We start from the raw sequence: 16,357 nt of genomic DNA on the forward strand, positions 1-16,357 counted from the left end.
GAGTCATTGTACTGCTCCTTTTCAAATGGCGGAAAACAGGGATTCCTGGTTTCAGTCGTGAGCGCGACACGGCCCCTTTTCGCGAGATCGCAGCGCGGATTTCGGGCTTTTCGGCGTTTCGAGGTCAACGGCGCGGATTTGATGAGGTGCTCCGGGCATGATCTGCTCGGTCGGAAGCAACCCAGCTTCGACGGCACGCCGAATTTTGTGGCTGGTAACGCCCAACTTCGTAGCGGCCACCAACATGGTGAGCCATGCGCCGCCGATGTACCGGCCAATTTATAGCCCTCGATTTTGTGGATACGGCGCAGCGAGCTGACGCGGTGGCCAGTCCAGTTCTTGCCTTGGCCAGTACGCATGCCCATGCGGTTGTCGGCCCGACGTATCAGCGCGCCTCAATGGATCTTACGTCGATAGCGTGCGTCAGCGCATTCCGGTCCATAGCCATCGCGTGCTCTGATACCAGACGCACTGAACGCAGCCAGCTTCGGAAAAGAAAGGCGGGCAACAGCGGCCAGCCTCTCCTTTTACAGTTTTTAAAACCATGAGTGTTTGTGGAAGCTGTCACGCTAGTGGATGAACGGCCTCGGGCGCTCTTGCGGCCCGCTCAGTATCGAAAGCTAATCTTGACGCCATAGGTTGCCGGCCGTCCGGCCGTGCGTGCTACGGCGTCGATGACGTGGGACGTGTTGACGACGTAGAATTCGTTGAAGACGTTCCGCCCCCAGATCTGAGCTGTCCAGTGGCCATCCGCGCTCTCGATCCCGGCGCGCAAGTCCACGAGCGTGTACGAAGGGACCGCATAGTCGGCATCGCCTCCAAACGCCCCCAACGTGCTTGTCCGATAGTTGACGTTCACACCAGCAAACGCACCGAGGTTACCGGAGACGGGAAAGCGGTATTCAACATCACCCATGAGCTGCCATTTGGGCGTGTAGGGGAAGGCATCGCCCGCAACGTCGATCGGGAAGCCGTTGGGGTCGCGGACCGTGCCGCGTTTGACCTTCGTATCCACATAGGTCGCGCTTGTGTTCAGTACGAGGCCCTCGATGGGGCGCAACTCGACATTGAGCTCGGCGCCGTTGACACGCGATTTGGGGATCGAGACCAGCGCGGGAAGGAATCCGAGTGGCGGCACCGTGGCATAGCCTGCAAGCTGCTTGTCGGTGTAGTCGTAGCGGAAGATCGCTCCAGCCAAACGGACCAGATTGTCCGACGTCGACGCTTTCACGCCGAGTTCATAGGCCAGAACCGACTCCTGCTTCGCCGGCTCGTATTGCGTGTCGAGAACAACAGGAAGCGATGTGAACGCCCCAGCCTTGTAGCCTTTCGTCACGTTCGCATAGAGGTGGAGATTTGATCTGGGTTTCCAGCTCGTATTGACCCGCCAGGAGAGATTGTCCTCATGCAAGGTCTTGCGGGCGGTGCCGAGGAATGCAAGGTCGCTCGCCCGATAAACGGCGCCGCCCCCCGGTGGGGTATTCCCTCCCAACGCGAGATTGAAGGCGGCCGCAATCCGGCCATCGCCCGGATCGGCAAGATAGCCTTCCGCATCATTCTTGCGGTCGGTGTAGCGGATGGAACCCGACACCGACCAAGTGGCAGTCAGATCATAGTCAAGACTACCAAAGGCTGCGATCGTTTCGATCTTCTGGTTGTTGACGGCATTGTTGGCCGGCAGGAAGGTCGAGACGGGAGGAGAGAGGAAGAAGTTAGCCCACACGCCAGTGGGTAGCCCCGCGTTCGATGAAAGCTCTTGAGAACCGAACATGGTTTCCTTGGCATCATCATGGCTGTAGACGCCGCCGAGCATCCACTTCAGATCGCCGCCAGACAGTTCGCCTGCGATGCGCAATTCCTGGGAAAAGCTTTCGATCGTAGAGGCGGTTCGGATCCCGACAAGGCCGACGGTAGTTCCATCGACATCGACCAGGGCGTCATAGTCGAGATCCGAATAGGCGGTGATTGATGTGAGCGTGACGGCATCGGAAAGATCGATGTCTCCGCGCAGGGACAGCTGATAGAATTCCGTGTCGTTACGATAATCGTCGCCCGCGTTCCAGTCTGCGATCCGGCTCTTGTCGGGAGCGCGGAGATTGCCTCTCGCTATGACGAGATCTCTGGTCGGCGCATCCAGCGGCGACCCGGGAGAGCTTGCATCATATCTGAGGAACTGGGCGGCCATGGTGTCGCTCTTGTCGATGAACCCGTTGGCATTGAGTTCGAAGCGGACGCTGTCGCTCGGGGTCCAGTCGAGCAGGATGCGGGCGGTCGTGAAATTGCGGTCGCCGAGTTCATCCCCGGGCCGGGTCGCGCTCTTCTGCCAGGCGCCGCCTTGCTCAGTGCGGGCAGCCACGCGAACTCTCAGTGTGTCGGAAATCGGGCCGCTGATAAAGCCTTCCAGATTAAACTGGTTGAAGCGTGCGTATTCCGCACTGCCGCCAAAGCCGAGTTCGCCGGTGGGCTTGGCCGCGATGTAGTTGATCGCGCCGCCCGTCGAGTTCTGGCCGAACAGCGTGCCCTGCGGACCCTTCAAAACTTCGACACGCTCGAGATCCAGCGATGCGCCGGACGTCATGACGAGAAATGGCAAGGGGACCTGATCGACGTAGACCGAGACCGTCGGCGAGTTCGATGTCGATGGATCGTAAAACGAAATGCCGCGGATACCCAGCACCGGCGGCCCATAGCTGCTGGCCTGGAAGGTGAAGCCGGGAACGATCTTGACCAGGTCGGCTGTCGACGCGACGCCGACCCTGGCCAGTTGTTCGCCGCTCGCGGCCGTTATCGAAAGCGGGGTTTCGCTGAGACGCTCGCTGCGTTTTTGCGCGGTGACCACAATCTCACCGGTGCCCGCCGTATCTGCGTCGGAAACCTGGGCCTGGACGACCGTCGGCGCCAGAATGCCAAAAAGTGCTGCGCCAGCGAGAAGATGCCTGCGGTTGCTCATAAATCCCCCTCATTCCTGATTGATGCCTGCCTTTCCGCAGACTGAATCGTGTCAATATATGATTTATTACATCAGTGCAAGAGATAGTAGGGGTTTGAGTAGCAACGGAACAGAAAACCTACATAAGGGGCTTCACGCATCGTCGATGCCTGTGGCATCAGGATCGCGTAGCGGCCGCAGCTCGCCGCGCGCCACGATATCGGGAATGGTGAAGGCGTAGCGCCCGAGCATGTTGATGTGCCTGGAACCAAGCGGCGAGAGGCGGGCGACGTCCTCGTCGAGGATCACATGGCCCTCAGCGCGTAGCTGGTTGACCGCCGCGTCGATGTAGATCGTGTTCCAGAGCACGACCAGGTTGACGACGAGCCCGAGCGCGCCGAGCTGATCCTCCTGCCCTTCGCGGTAGCGCTGGCGAAGTTCACCGCGCTTGCCGTGGAATATGGTGCGGGCAAGCAGATGGCGGCTCTCTCCGCGATTGAGCTGGACCAGTATCCGGCGCCGGTAGGTTTCGTCGTCGATGAACCGCAGCATGTAGAGTGACTTGATGAGGCGGCCGAGCTCCTGAAGGGCACGCGCCAGCCTGGTGGGGCGATCATTGGTCTGAAGGACGCGGGTGAGATCGGTCGCGCGTACGACGCCGAGTTTGAGCGATCCAGCCAGACGAAGGACATCATCCCAATGCTCGACAATCAGCCTGGTGTTGATCCTATTCGCCGCGAGGTCATCCAGCACGCCATAGTGGGCCTTGCCGTCGACACGCCAGAATCTCGCGCCGCCTATGTCGGCGATGCGCGGCGAGAACTGGAGCCCGAGCAGGTGAAAAATGCCGAAGATCGTGTCGGTGTAGCCGGCTGTGTCGGTCATGATCTCGCCTGGCCGCAATTCGGTTTCCTGGTCGAGCACGACGGCAAGCAGATAGAGGCTGTCGCGCAACGTGCCGGGCACCGTCAGAGCATTCAGCCCGGAAAAGCGATCAGAAACCAGATTGTACCAGGTGACGCCGCGTTCGCGCCCGAAATAGCGCGGGTTTGGGCCGGCGTGGATAGTGCGGACCGGCACGGTGAAACGCAGTCCATCGGCAGAGGCGACCTCGCCGCCGCCCCAGGCGTGGGCCAGTGGTATCCTGTTATGGGCCGCGACCAGCAGCGCGTTGGCTGTGGTCAGCGTCTCGGCGCGGATGAAGTTCTGCTTCACCCAGCTCAACCGTGACCGGCGCAGCGCGGACACCTCGGGACGGACAAGTGGTTCGAATCCGGTATTGGTGGCCTCCGCGACAAGCACCGCGCAGATCGTCGTCGCTATATCCTCGGCGCGTGCATTGCCTTCGCTGGCATGCGTGAACGCCGCCGCGAAACCGGTTCGCGCGTGCATCTCCAGGATCAGCTCGGGAAGATCCAGCTGCGGCAACCGCGCGTCGATCGCCCTATGGAGATCGGTGAGGCTGAGTGGCTCGTCGATCCTGTCGAGCGGTGCGATCGACAGGTCGGCACCGCTCGCCGTTTTCGTGATGGTCACGGCATCGTTGTCCGGTACGCGCGCGGCTGTCTCGCGGTAGGCGAGATCGAGCCGCGCGGACAGCCTGGCGATCTCCTCGTCGCCAGCGACCGCCACGCCGACCGTGCGGCATACCGTCGGTCGCGCCGCTTCCCAGGCGGCTCCTGTCAGCAGGCCTTTGCGCGGGTCCGCGTAACGAAGCGAGCGAACAGGAAAGACGTCGCGACGGCGAATGGCGCGGCGTAGCCGGTCGAGCGTACAAAGCCGGTACCCGGTCAGATCGAATGTACCGTCATCACTCTTTAGCTGGCGCCCCCACGCCTTGGGGACGAACGATGTTGGTGCCGGTCCACGGCGCTTCTCGCCCCTGTGAACCCTCCGCAGGTGGTCGACCGCGTCCAGCAGGGGCTGTCCTGCGGGCGCGGCTGCAAGATCGAGCGCTGCCAGCATCTTCGGCAGATAGCGCATCGTGCCGGCCTGTTGGCGCAACTCGACAAAATAGCTCTCGTCGTTCGGTCGCGCGAGAAGGTTCACCTGTGCGACGGCGTCGGTCAGCGCTGCCCGGTCGACCAGCGCGAACACGGCCGCGCGTACCTGTGCATCGCTGATGTTGTCATCGAGCAGCACGGCGCCGGCATCGCGAAGCCGGAGCGATGCGGTATCGAGATCACGTAGCGAGCGCATCCGGGCATCCCTGGCTTTGATGCGCGCGTTGGAAAACATTCTGGTCGACACGACGTCGAACAGGTCGATGACATCGTCGCTGGCCGTCGCTTCGAGGGTGCGGATGAACGCGACGAGGGTGGCTGCGCGCCGGTCGTCGGGGAGGCGGGCCACGGCCTGCGCCCGCGCAGCACCGGCAAATCGCGCCAATGCGACCGCCTTGCCGGGTGGCACTCGGTCAAGTTCGGGCAAGCCCGCTGTGAACGTGCGGATTTCGGTAAGGCGATCAACGGCGCGGCTGATCTCGGGGCCGCTTTGCAAGTATGGACCGTCACGCAGTCGATCGAGCGGGCTTTGCCGCCCGTCGTCAATAACAGCGACCAGTGTGTCGAGCCGTGCGCGTTGCTCCGACGTCAGCCTGTCGATGAGTCGGCGATGAACGTGCGTGGCGACCCGTGTGCGGACTCGTGCGATATCGCGCTCGAGGACGGACAGCCCTGGCAACAGCACCTTGGATTCAATCAGCCACGTCGCCGCTGCATCGAAGAGCGCCGATGGCCGATCGGTGCCCGTCCAGCACAGCGCGTACAGAAAACGATGCAATCGGAACGCGATGCGTGGATCGGAGAAAACCTGGTAGCCATAATGATCGCGGATGCGCGGGCCGTGCCGCCATCGTCCCTTGGTCGCGCAATATTGCGCCATCAGTTCGCACGGCTCGTTGATCGCCAGCTGGCTGCCTGCGAACCGGATGACCGCCGCCGGTGTCTGTGCAGGATCTTCGAGAAAGGTGCCGAGCAACCGCAAAGAGCCAAGCTGTACCGCAACACCCAGCCTGTTGTGATCGCCGCGGTGCGCGCCGATGAACGTTCGGTCTGCATCATCGAGATGAAAATGGCGCGCCAACTGGTCCGATGTAGGATCGCCGACGAAGCGACCATAGCGGAGCGCCTGCTCGTCCGAGAGAAAGCTGACGGGCACCGCTCGGCCTATGCTGCTATTCTAGGCCGAACCCCGCGCTTGCCCAGCAATTCGCTGGCCCGCTCTCGCGGCTGACCTTTCGCATCGACGTAGGCATAAAGCGTCGACACTGACACGCCGAGTTGGACCGCAACATCGCGTGCGGCATTGTCGCGATCCGCCATCAGCGCCATCGCAGCCTTAAGCTTCTGCTTCGTCATGACCCGCGGCCGACCGCCTGCACGGCCCCGCGCCCTGGCCGCCGCCAGCCCCGCCATTGTGCGCTCATGGATCAGATCGCGCTCGAACTCGGCCAGGGTCGCGAAAATACCGAATACCAAACGACCCGTAACAGTTGTCGTGTCGATATCGCCGGTCAGCACCTTCAGGCCGACCCCGCGCTTCTGCAGATCGCCGACCAGCCCGACGACGTGGGGCAGCGACCGTCCGATCCGGTCGAGCTTCCAGACTACGAGGGTGTCGCCATCACGCATTATATCGAGTGCCTTGTCGAGCCCGGCCCGTTCGGTCGCACGGCCCGAGCACACGTCGTCGAATACCCGGTTACATCCGGCACGATCCAGCGCATCGCGTTGCAGATCAAGATTCTGCTCGCCCGTCGACACCCGCATGTACCCGATCAGCATCGACGCCCGCTCCCTCTTGCATCAATCTATCGAACGATGGGTTTACCGGCTATAGGTTTCTGGACGGGTAGATGTGAGATTGAGGGCCATCCAGCAGTTCGATCGTAATCGCTGGGCCGCTTCGCATCAAACCGGGGTTTGTTGTGACCGCATGGTTCAGCGTTGCATCTGGCCCTCGAGCAATGTATGCACGATAATGTCAATACAGGAAGTTTTGTGATATTTGAGTGGGACGACGACAAGGCCGCTGCCAACCTGCGCAAGCACCATGTCGCATTCGAGCTGGCTGAGCTGGTCTGGGATGATCCCGCCCATATCATCGTGTTTGATCGCTATGAAAACGACGAAGAACGCTGGCACGCGATTGGCTTGGTACGCGGCATATTGATCTTAACGGTCGTCCACACGCTCCCCACGGGTGACGATGAGAACGTGCCTATCCGCTTGACGCATACACCCACTACATCTAGTGGCTGCCTTGTGGCGCGCGCCTGACTTTTCCTGCGGCTTGGTGCCACCCAAAGCGGTTGTAAAGGGTGGGGATTGTGGACGTTCTTGACCGCGACAAGCTGCCGTTCCCGAAATCCCTCCCCGAGTTCCAGCGGCTTTTCCCGGATGATGGCGCTTGCGCGTCCTGGCTTGAAAAAGCTCGCTGGCCTGATGGATTTGCGTGCCCACGCTGTGGCGTCGTCGGCGATCCGTTTCGTTTCACCACTCGGCCTGTCATCCTGATGTGCCGCTCGTGTCGCCGTCAGACCGGCCTGATGGTCGGCACGGCCATGGAACGAAGCCACATCCCGCTCAGCGTGTGGTTCTGGGCCGCTTACCTGGTTGCGAGTCAGACGACCGGCATATCTGCCGTCCAGTTGCAGCGCCAGCTTGGCCTGACCCGGTACGAGACGGCCTTTGGCCTGCTCCATAAACTGCGCGCCGCGATGGTGCGCCCCGATCAGGATCGGATCGGCGGGCAGAGCGGTCAGCATGTCGAGGTCGATGAGACCTGGATCGGCGGGCGAACGCGCGGCGAAGGCCGGGGAACCCACCACAAAACGCTGGTGGTCGCCGCCGTCGAAGTTCGTCACCGGGAGCCTGGCACTGGCCAGGACCGCCGCCGGAACGGACGCTATGCCGGAAGGGTTCGATTGGCCATCGGTGCAGACCGCAGTGCCGGTGCCCTTGGTGGCTTTGTACAGAGCGCGGTCGAGCCGGGAACGCTGGTCATCACCGATGATTGGAGCGGCTATAGCGGGTTGCAGGGCGGCGGTTACGACCATCACGCCATCGCCCAGTGTGGCGACCCGGAGGTGTCCGAAGAGTTCCTGCCCATCGTCCATCTGGTGTTCTCAAACCTCAAAGCGTGGCTCAACGGCATCCACCACGGCGTCAGCACCAAGCATCTGCAAGCCTACCTCAACGAGTTCACTTTCCGCTTCAATCGCCGCTTCTACCCGTTCAACGCCTTCCGATCCCTCCTCGGGATCGCCAGTGATATCGAGGCGCCGACCTTTGCCGAACTCTACTCAGGCCAATGGACCCACCATACCATATCTAGTGGGTGTATGCCTTAAGCGGATAGGCACGGATGAGAACAGCATACGTATTATCAGCGCCCGAAAAGCGACAGCCGATGAAAGGAAACGTTATGAAGCACAAGATGACTGAGGCTGACATAGCGGCCCAAATTGCGCAGCTAGTGAACATGCCTGACACTGACATCGACACGGCGGATATTCCCGAGGCACCGATTGAGAATTGGGCTTTGGCAAAGCGTCCCGGTCTTTACAAGCCGCGCAAAAAACCCGTTACCCTGCGGCTCGATACCGATGTGGTGAGCTGGTTCAAGGATCACGCGCAATCGGGGGGATACCAGACCGAAATAAACCGCGTGCTGCGCCGTTATGTCCATGACAACGCGGACCGGAGATAAGCGGCTGCTTGGCTTATGTAGGTTTTCTGTTCCGTTGCTACTCAAACCCCTAGTAATAAATCATATATTGGCAGGAAACATGCTGTGCCGGGCCCCATTTGGGCCCCATCGCAGATATCGCGTCATCCGCACGCAGCGCCCGTTCCGCCGAGGCAATACGCACCCCGCCGACATCGCGGCCCAACTATTGGGCCGCGACCATGGAGTCGTCCGCCGTGGCCGGCCAGGCACGGGCATAAATGTCGCGGAGTTCGCGCTTGAGGATTTTTCCGGACGGATTCTTCGGCAGAGCATCGACCATGACGACGAGCTTCGGGGTTTTGTAGCCGGCGAGCACGGCCCGGGTGTGCGCGATCACCTGATCTGATGTCAGCGCCGCGCCGGACTTGGGAACGACGATAGCCGTTACTGCCTCAATCCATAACGGGTGAGGGACGCCAAAGACGGCAACCTCCGCAACGCCCTCAAGAGTATAGATCGCCTCCTCGACCTCGCGGGAGGCGACGTTCTCCCCACCGGTCTTGATCATGTCCTTCTTGCGATCGACGACGTAGAGGTAGCCTTCTTGGGTGATGTAACCGAGATCGCCGGAATGGAACCAACCTGCCCGGAACGCCTCGGCGGTCTTATCGGGCTGGTTGAAGTAGCCGAGCGTGGCTTGTGGCGAGCGATGAACGATCTCGCCGACAACCCCGGGGGCAACCGGACGATCCTCTTCATCCACGATCTGCGTCTCGACATTGACGGCAGGTCGCCCGGCAGAACCCGGATGGGAAAACTGCTGCTCCGGGCCGAGGATCGTGGCGACGGGCGCCATCTCGGTTTGTCCATAGAAGTTCCACAGATCCACCCCGGGCAAACGCACGCCGAGTTCCTCGAGCACCGCGACCGGCATGGGCGACGCGCCATAATAGCCCTTGCGGAGGCTGGAAATATCCACTGACCCGAAATCGGGAGACCGCAGCAGCCCGATCCAGACGGTCGGCGGCGCGAAATATCTGGTTACCCTATACTCGGCGATGGCCGCCAGCACCGCAGTGGGATCGGGTGAGGGCAGGATCACCGAAGTCGCGCCCAAATAGACGTCGACGTTCAGGAAACAGTCGAGCTGTGCGCAATGGTAGAAGGGCAGCGTGTGAAGATCGACATCGTCCCCGGTCATATTCCCGTCGATCGCACATGATACATATTGCCAAAGGAGCGCCCGGCTCGTGAGAAGCGCGCCCTTCGGCCGGCTCTCGGTGCCGGATGTGAACATCATCCGCACCGGGTCGTCATCGGCTATGGCCACATGGGGCGGTGCTCCCCCGTAATCGAGCCACGCCTGGACATCGGACCAGCCGCCGGCGATCGGTCGGCCGGTCAGGTTGATGGCGTGGCGGAGACGGACAGTGCGGTCGGCCGACCTGGCAAGGGCATCCTCGGCCACCGGCACCAGCGCGTCTTCGACGACGAAGGCGCTCGATCCCGAATGGTCGAGGATGAAGGCGATCTCATCGGCACCGAGCATGAAATTGACCGGAACCAGCACTACCCCGACGCGGGCAGTAGCGAAATTCAGCACCGCGAATTGCCAGCAATTGTGCGACAGCAGGGCCAGCCTGTCGCCCTTCGACAATCCCGCGTCGACGAGCGCGGCGGCCGTGCTGTCGACCGCCGCATCGAGCTCGGCGAACGTCAGCCGGGTTGTCCCGTCAACGATAGCCAGCTTGTCTGGGACCCGCCGGGCCGCCCACCGATCGAGATCGCAGCCACGTCCTGAACGTCACCGAAGTTCAGGACGTGACCGAGCCCGGGCAGTGCGATCGGGCGCTATCTGTAAGCCGGACAAGCAACTGACCTGTTCGACCGCCGTGCCAGCGGGCTGATTGCCAAGGGCGCGGCCGGATTTTGCGTCGGCGCAACGGGTGTCAGTCGGTGTCGGCCTCTACGGAGAGATGTGCAGCGGCTGTCATCTATCGCCCCGGCGCGGAGGAATCGGAGGTGAGCCAAGGCCCTTAACGGCAAGCCCCGAACTGGCGAGGGGTGGCGCAACGCCTCACGCCCGCTCAGCAGCCCTGGATTATCAAGCATGGTGTAAGCTGACGGCCGAGCCGGCGGGGGGCAAGACGCACCGGATCCCCTGTCTGGGACACGGTGGCGTTCGTGCGCTAACTCTCGGGGATGACGGCTGAGCCGTACAAGCGCTGGTCGCGGGCGCACCTGTCGGCCACGCGGGATGATGAAGAATCTGGCAGGCACGAAATGAGACACGCAAGGATGGAGATTCGACCCTGAGAAGCACCAAACTTCGGCTGCACCTTCTCGCGAGCCGCACTCACAAGTGGCTCGCGATCATTGTCGGCGCGCAGCTTCTTTTGTGGTTCGCGAGCGGCGCGTTGATGAGCTTCTTGCCCATCGATCGAGTGCATGGCGATCACCTTGTGGACCGCAAAGCCGTGGCGCCCTTGCCTCGCGGCGTGGCGCTCGTCCCACCATCAGTGATCGTCGCGGCGACCGGGACGCGGATCGAGACCGTGAGCTATCGCATGTGGCTTGGCCGCCCGGTCGCTGAGGCGACAACGGCCCGAGGGACGCGGCTGTTCGACGCGAGAACGGGCGCACTGTTGCCCGCCCCAACTGCGGCGCAAGCCCAAGCGGTAGCGAGGGCCGCCTGGCGGAGCAACGATCACCCAAGTGTGAACGTGGAACTGATCGATCGCGCCAGTCCCGAATATCGCGGCACGCTTCCCGCCTGGCGTGTGACGTTCGCCGATCCGGACTCCACTCGGATCTTCGTGGCGGCCGATACCGGCCGGATTGCGGCGGTGAGGACAGGCACGTGGCGGCTTTATGACTTCTTCTGGAGCCTTCACATCATGGATTGGAAGAATCACGAGGACTTCAACACGCCATGGCTTCTAGGGTTTGCGCTCGGCGGCCTCGGACTTTGGCTTGGCGGGGCCGTGCTTCTTTGCATGCGTTGGCCGAAGCGGCGTCGGTCAAGCGCGTCAGGCTAGCGGACCGGCAGAAACCGGAGAAGCATGATGATAAAGAAAAGTGATAAGTCGCGCGGCGGGTTGGAACGCAGTTGAACAGGCGAGACTTCGTTTGGCAGCGATGGGGTAGACCATGGCGCATCTGAGCGATGCTGAAATGATCAACTGGATGGCGCTTTATACTGCGACCGCTCTGTGCTGCGCGATCGCAATGGCCTTGGCGATCCTTGTTCTCGCCTGTCGCCTCTGGCGCGAGAAGGCCTGGGCGCAGCTTCGCAGCGCCAAGGATGTGGCGCTGTTCCTCCCCAAATCCTGGTGGCGGTGGCAGAAGCTTTATCTGCTTTCGACGCCCGTGACGCTCGCGATCGTCAGTTCGTTCGGATTCACGTTGAGGTGGAGCTGATCGTTTAAAGGGCGAAGGCGTCTGAGAGTCGGGCTACCAGGTGCGCCGCGTTGCGGTCGGCCGGGGTGACAGTCAACAGTGGCGCTACTCGCCGAAGCCTTTCGCGTTGGTGGACCTCGGGCTCGCCGAACTCCAGCACCTCCAAGATCCATTGCCTGATCTCGCCGGTCGTGCCTGAACGCGCTTCGATCAGGAAGTCGGGGCGGCAGGGGCCGGCGGGAGTGAGGTGATCAAAGACGGGCTTCTCGACAAAGATATCAAGGCCCTCCTCGGCTAGCTCGCGCCTCGCTTCCAGAAGCGCGCGCAGAACGTCTCGCTCGAACTCGGAATTGACCGGGATGAAGCGACGGCCCGAATAAATCGGTTGGGCAAATGCGCGCAATGGTGCGTAGCCGTGCGCTTCCGGATACTCGCCTGCGACGATCATTACCAGGAACGGCCCCTTCACCGGTTTTCCGGCGAAAGAGAATGACTGCACCCGAGATCGCACCCAGTATAGAGCTAAGCCGCGCTTTCTGGACCCATGCCGATGCGCTGCACAGCCGCCGTGCGTATGCTGCACTTCGATTTCTCGGCGATGCTGATCTGCCGCAGAGCCTCGAGCGCGCGGATCAGCCGGGGGCCGGCGTAGCTCGGGTCGGGTTCGACCCGCGCGCCCAGGTCCTCGCGCCAGTGGCGCCGGGTGTTTCCGGCGAACTGGGCCTGCCATCTGGCGAAGCCTTCGAAGGGATCGTCGAGCGTCGCGATCCGTGGCCGGCCGGGGACGGGGAGGGCGCAGCCCCACGAAAAAACATCGATTTCGTCGATCTCGTGGCCCTGGAGCTGGAGCGCGGCGGCGTAGCCGGTCCAGGCGGCGCGCAATTGCCACGCGCGAGCACCCGAAGTGGCGGAAGTCCGCGCATCGAGCCGCCCGACGGCGGCGCTCGCCTGCTCGAGCGCCGCGGCGAGACCGTCGCTCCACGGCAGCGATGTCAGCGCGGAAGAGCGGCGAGCCATCCCCAAGCATATCCCGAGATCGCCCTTTGAGTATAGCGTGGAGTCACGCCTAGTGTTGATAATGAACCCTTATCAACACCCCATTGTTGAAGCTTCTATATCCCGGTAAGGAATAGGAGCTGGCTGTTCGTGCGCCGGCGGGCCTCCGCACCGGGGCGCAACAGGGAAGACGCGGCGTGTACGATCATCTGAGTGACCTTGCGCAGCGGCTCGGCCGCCATATGGCCGAGCATAGCCCCAAGGGCCTGCCGACGCATTTTGGCGACGAGCTGCTCGAGGCGTTCCCGCAGGAGAGCCGCAAGACGCTGGGGATGGCGCTGGCCGAGCTCGAAGCCGATGGGCTCGTGACGCTCTCGCGCGTGCTGGGGCCGCACCTGCCGCGCGTGCGCACAACGGTAGAGCTGTTCATCGCCAGCGATCCGGCGATCACCGGGCACGACCCGGTCGAGGATTCGGTCGTGCTCGCCCGGTTGCTGCTCGACCAGCCCGAACTGGGCGGGAACGCCAGGAAGCTCGAGGAGGCCGCGGGCTGGGAGCGCCGCCGCTTCAACCCCGCCTTCGCGCTGCTGATCCCATGCGTTCACGACGGCCGCGTGCGCAAGTCGCTGCAGGACGACTATCCGACGATGGGGATCCTACTCGCCGACGAGGATCTGGTCGAGCTGCGCCGATATGTTCAGCGTACCAGCCAATGATCAGGTTCACCCACAATGGCCGGCCGTTTGACGCCAGCAGGTTTGCCGCCGAAATTGAGGCCAAGGCGATCGCGCTCGGCATGCAGGCGCTCGAGGAGAAGGCGAGGGGCGCCGCCGCGTCGATCGTCGACCCCGAGACCGGCCACCATGCCGCCGTCTTCGTCGACCGGCTGTCGGGCAATCGGGTGGCGATCCGCACCACCGGCTCGCCTGCTTTCGCGCGGCTTCTGGAAAAGCGTCTGGGTGTCGACCCGGGAAAGGTTCAGGTCATGAATGCCGCCGACGGCGCCGCGCACCCCAAAGTCTATCTGGCGCATGCGAGCGAGGACAAGGATCGAGTGCGTCCGGTCGCGGAATATCTGATGGCGAACGGCGTCGACGTCTGGTTCGACGAGTGGGAGATCGAGCCCGGCGACAGTCTTCGGCAGAAGATGGAGGAGGGCCTCGGCAGCATGACCCATTTCGTCGTGGTGCTGACCGAAACGTCGATCGCCAAGCCGTGGGTCGCAAAGGAGATCGACGTCGGCCTCGTCCAGCAGGTCGGCGGCAAGAGCCGGTTCGTGCCGCTCGTCGTCGACCTCGATCCCGCAAAGCTGTCGCCCTTCCTGCAGGCGATGCTGTTCCTCAAGATCGATCCAGCGAGCCAGGCGGATCTCAAGGGGCTGGTGGACCGCCTGCACGGCGTTAGCCGCAAGCCGGCGCTCGGCGCCGCGCCCCGCTATGTCCAGACGGCGCCGAGCGGGCTGGAGGGCTGGTCGCCGGCGGCGGTGGCGGTCGGCAAGCATGTCGTCGAGACCAGCGCGCATGCGCTGGCCGTCGACCCCGTGGTGACCCTCGAGGACCTCGCGGCCGCGCTCGACATCGCGGCGGATGATCTCAGGATCGCGCTGCTGGACCTGAAGGACGGCGGTTATCTGCGCGAGTTGAACGTGAGCGGGCACTATGCTCCGCAGCCGGCGCTGTTCGTGGACTTTGGCGAGGCGTTCATGCCGTTCAGCCCCAGCGAGGATGCGCGGACGCTGGCGAACCGGATGCTGACGGGCGAGGAGCGGGCCGCCGACACCAAGCGGCTTGCCGAGGCGCTCGGTTGGGAACCGCGCCGGATGAACAGCGCGATCTGCTATCTCGAGCGGGTCGGGGCGATCAAATCCCGGCATGCGCTGGCCTCGGCGCCCTGGCGGGCCGTGCAGCTTGTGCGCACCGACGAGACGTTGCGCTTCGCGCGCAATCATGGCTGAACCTGCGCTCCACCGTGCCGAGGCGGCGCCGATCAGCGAGATCGTCTCGCAGGTCGAGGCGCTGGCGCCGGCCCGCCGGCTCGCCGATCCGCAGCTCGTCGCCGCGGCCGCGCGGGCCTGGTCGACGAACACGATCCGCGCCTTCCTGTCGGACCTGAAGATCTGGGACCAATGGTGTCGGCGGCGCGGACTTGCGACAGCGCGGGCCGATGCGGAGGCGGTCGCTTCCTATCTGCGCGCCTTGTCGGGGGTCGAGCAGGATCCGCGCAATCCGCTGAAGCAACGGGCGCCGGCGACGATCGAGCGCTATCTGGTGAACATCGGCTGGGCCTACCGCATGGCCGGGCTTGATGATCCGACAGCGGCGCCGCTGGTGCGGCTCGAGCTCAAGGGCTTGCGCAAGCTATTGGGCACGCGCCAGCGCCAGGCGCGCGGCATCCGGTTCAAGGGTGAGGTGAGCGACCTTGACGATCCGGCGATCGGTATCTGCCTGGCGCATCTGCTCAAGGCCTCTCGCCGCGACATGCTCGGCGCGCGCGACCGCGCGCTGCTGCGCGTCGCCTATGACAGCGGCTGCCGGCGCTCCGAGCTGGTGGCGATCGTCTGTGACGCGGTCGAAGGGCCCGATTCCGACGGCTCGGGAACCCTGTTCATTGCGACCAGCAAGACCGACCGCGACCGCGCGGGCGCCATCGCCTATCTCTCGCCCGCGACGATGCAGGCGATTGCGGAGTGGAAGCGGGCCAGCGGGATCGCGGGCGGACCGCTCTTCCGGCGCGTCGAGACCTATTTCGACGGCTCGGTGCGGTCGGTGGGAGAGGGGCCCCTGCATCCGAACACGATCACATTGATCTACCGCAGGCTGATCCGCGCCGCTTTCGAGAAGAAGCTGCTCGGAGGAATGAGCGAATCGGAGCTCGAGCGCTGGGTGAAAGCGGTGTCGAGCCACTCGATCAGGGTTGGCGTGGCGCAGGACAATTTCGCCGCCGGCGAGAGCCTGCCGGCGATCATGCAGGCCTATCGCTGGCGGGACCCCAAGACGGTCATGCGCTACGGTGCGCGGCTCGCGGCTAAGAGCGGGGCGTCGGCGCGCCTCGCGCGGCGCTTTCAGGAGAGCCGTTGAGCGATGGTCAGGATCAGTGTGACCGAACCATCCAAGCCGGAGCGCCGCCGGCGGGTTCTTGATCGCTCACGGTCGCGCAACTCGCCGAGGGCGGCCTGGAGGAAGGGCAAGAACTCGATTTCTAGCGTGAGGTGAACATCGACAAGCCGGAGGCCAAGTCCCGGCTGCTCGACGATGTCGTAGCCTTTCTGAACCGGGGCGCAGCCCGCATCATCGTGGGCGTCGAGGAAAAGGGGGACCGGTGAGAGAAGGCCCGAAAACGTACGCTCTCATGACTGCCGTC

13 protein-coding genes and 2 pseudogenes are annotated in these 16,357 nt (G+C 63.2%); 10 read left to right on the forward strand and 5 right to left on the reverse strand.

Annotated elements, in window-relative coordinates; translation table 11 throughout:
* Positions 1-607: 607 nt before the first annotated feature.
* The 3 genes from BSL82_RS13000 to BSL82_RS13010 all read right to left on the reverse strand — a co-directional run bounded on the left by BSL82_RS13000 (position 608) and on the right by BSL82_RS13010 (position 6,714).
* On the reverse strand, positions 608-2,950 hold the full coding sequence (locus BSL82_RS13000) for a TonB-dependent receptor (RefSeq protein WP_072597892.1): 2,343 nt from the start codon (positions 2,948-2,950) through the stop codon (positions 608-610).
* A 132-nt stretch (positions 2,951-3,082) separates the two neighbouring features.
* Positions 3,083-6,088, reverse strand: a complete 3,006-nt coding sequence (locus BSL82_RS13005; protein ID WP_048577376.1) for a Tn3 family transposase — start codon at positions 6,086-6,088, stop codon at positions 3,083-3,085.
* Between the two features lie 8 nt (positions 6,089-6,096).
* A complete protein-coding gene (locus BSL82_RS13010) occupies positions 6,097-6,714 on the reverse strand; it encodes a recombinase family protein (protein WP_030091684.1) in 618 nt (205 codons plus the stop codon).
* A 216-nt stretch (positions 6,715-6,930) separates the two neighbouring features.
* On the opposite strand from BSL82_RS13010, the gene BSL82_RS13015 reads away from it, so the two are divergent.
* The 3 genes from BSL82_RS13015 (at position 6,931) to BSL82_RS13025 (ending at position 8,641) form a co-directional block, all read left to right on the forward strand.
* Positions 6,931-7,209: a BrnT family toxin gene (locus BSL82_RS13015; protein WP_083579205.1), complete on the forward strand. Its 279-nt coding sequence runs from the start codon at positions 6,931-6,933 to the stop codon at positions 7,207-7,209.
* Between the two features lie 50 nt (positions 7,210-7,259).
* Entirely contained in the window at positions 7,260-8,282 is a 1,023-nt protein-coding gene (locus BSL82_RS13020; protein WP_048575010.1) for an IS1595 family transposase, read from the forward strand.
* A gap of 74 nt (positions 8,283-8,356) precedes the next feature.
* Positions 8,357-8,641, forward strand: a complete 285-nt coding sequence (locus BSL82_RS13025; protein ID WP_048577375.1) for a BrnA antitoxin family protein — start codon at positions 8,357-8,359, stop codon at positions 8,639-8,641.
* Between the two features lie 184 nt (positions 8,642-8,825).
* On the opposite strand, the pseudogene BSL82_RS13030 reads toward BSL82_RS13025, so the two are convergent.
* A pseudogene (locus BSL82_RS13030) lies at positions 8,826-10,373 on the reverse strand (acyl-CoA synthetase); the annotation flags it as partial.
* Between the two features lie 562 nt (positions 10,374-10,935).
* Between BSL82_RS13030 and BSL82_RS13035 the strand changes: the two are divergent.
* Both BSL82_RS13035 and BSL82_RS13040 read left to right on the forward strand, forming a co-directional pair.
* Complete coding sequence (locus tag BSL82_RS13035) at positions 10,936-11,640, forward strand: PepSY domain-containing protein (RefSeq protein ID WP_331386562.1); 705 nt, start codon at positions 10,936-10,938, stop codon at positions 11,638-11,640.
* A gap of 112 nt (positions 11,641-11,752) precedes the next feature.
* Positions 11,753-12,022: a hypothetical protein gene (locus BSL82_RS13040; RefSeq protein WP_037448046.1), complete on the forward strand. Its 270-nt coding sequence runs from the start codon at positions 11,753-11,755 to the stop codon at positions 12,020-12,022.
* 4 nt (positions 12,023-12,026) lie between these two features.
* Here the strand turns inward: BSL82_RS13040 and BSL82_RS13045 are convergent, their stop codons facing one another.
* Positions 12,027-12,470, reverse strand: a complete 444-nt coding sequence (locus tag BSL82_RS13045; RefSeq protein WP_179948864.1) for a DUF8535 domain-containing protein — start codon at positions 12,468-12,470, stop codon at positions 12,027-12,029.
* Positions 12,471-12,502: 32 nt separating this feature from the next.
* Here BSL82_RS13045 and BSL82_RS21920 point away from each other — a divergent pair.
* The 5 genes and pseudogenes from BSL82_RS21920 to BSL82_RS21100 all read left to right on the forward strand — a co-directional run.
* Positions 12,503-12,595, forward strand: a pseudogene (locus BSL82_RS21920) (DUF8535 domain-containing protein); the annotation flags it as partial.
* Positions 12,596-13,194: 599 nt separating this feature from the next.
* Entirely contained in the window at positions 13,195-13,713 is a 519-nt protein-coding gene (locus tag BSL82_RS13055; RefSeq protein WP_066550589.1) for a hypothetical protein, read from the forward strand.
* Positions 13,710-14,951 (forward strand): toll/interleukin-1 receptor domain-containing protein, encoded by a 1,242-nt coding sequence (locus BSL82_RS13060; RefSeq protein ID WP_066550591.1) that lies wholly within the window; start codon positions 13,710-13,712, stop codon positions 14,949-14,951. The genes BSL82_RS13055 and BSL82_RS13060 overlap by 4 nt, the downstream gene beginning before the upstream one ends.
* A complete protein-coding gene (locus BSL82_RS13065; protein WP_066550593.1) occupies positions 14,944-16,074 on the forward strand; it encodes a tyrosine-type recombinase/integrase in 1,131 nt (376 codons plus the stop codon). Before BSL82_RS13060 ends, BSL82_RS13065 begins: the two co-directional genes overlap by 8 nt.
* A gap of 131 nt (positions 16,075-16,205) precedes the next feature.
* The gene (locus BSL82_RS21100; RefSeq protein WP_221885348.1) at positions 16,206-16,319 is read left to right on the forward strand and encodes an ATP-binding protein; all 114 of its coding nucleotides are present in this window, start codon (positions 16,206-16,208) and stop codon (positions 16,317-16,319) included.
* The last annotated feature ends 38 nt before the right edge of the window (positions 16,320-16,357 follow it).

Origin of the sequence: Tardibacter chloracetimidivorans (genome assembly GCF_001890385.1) — a bacterium.
Classification (GTDB): domain Bacteria; phylum Pseudomonadota; class Alphaproteobacteria; order Sphingomonadales; family Sphingomonadaceae; genus Tardibacter; species Tardibacter chloracetimidivorans.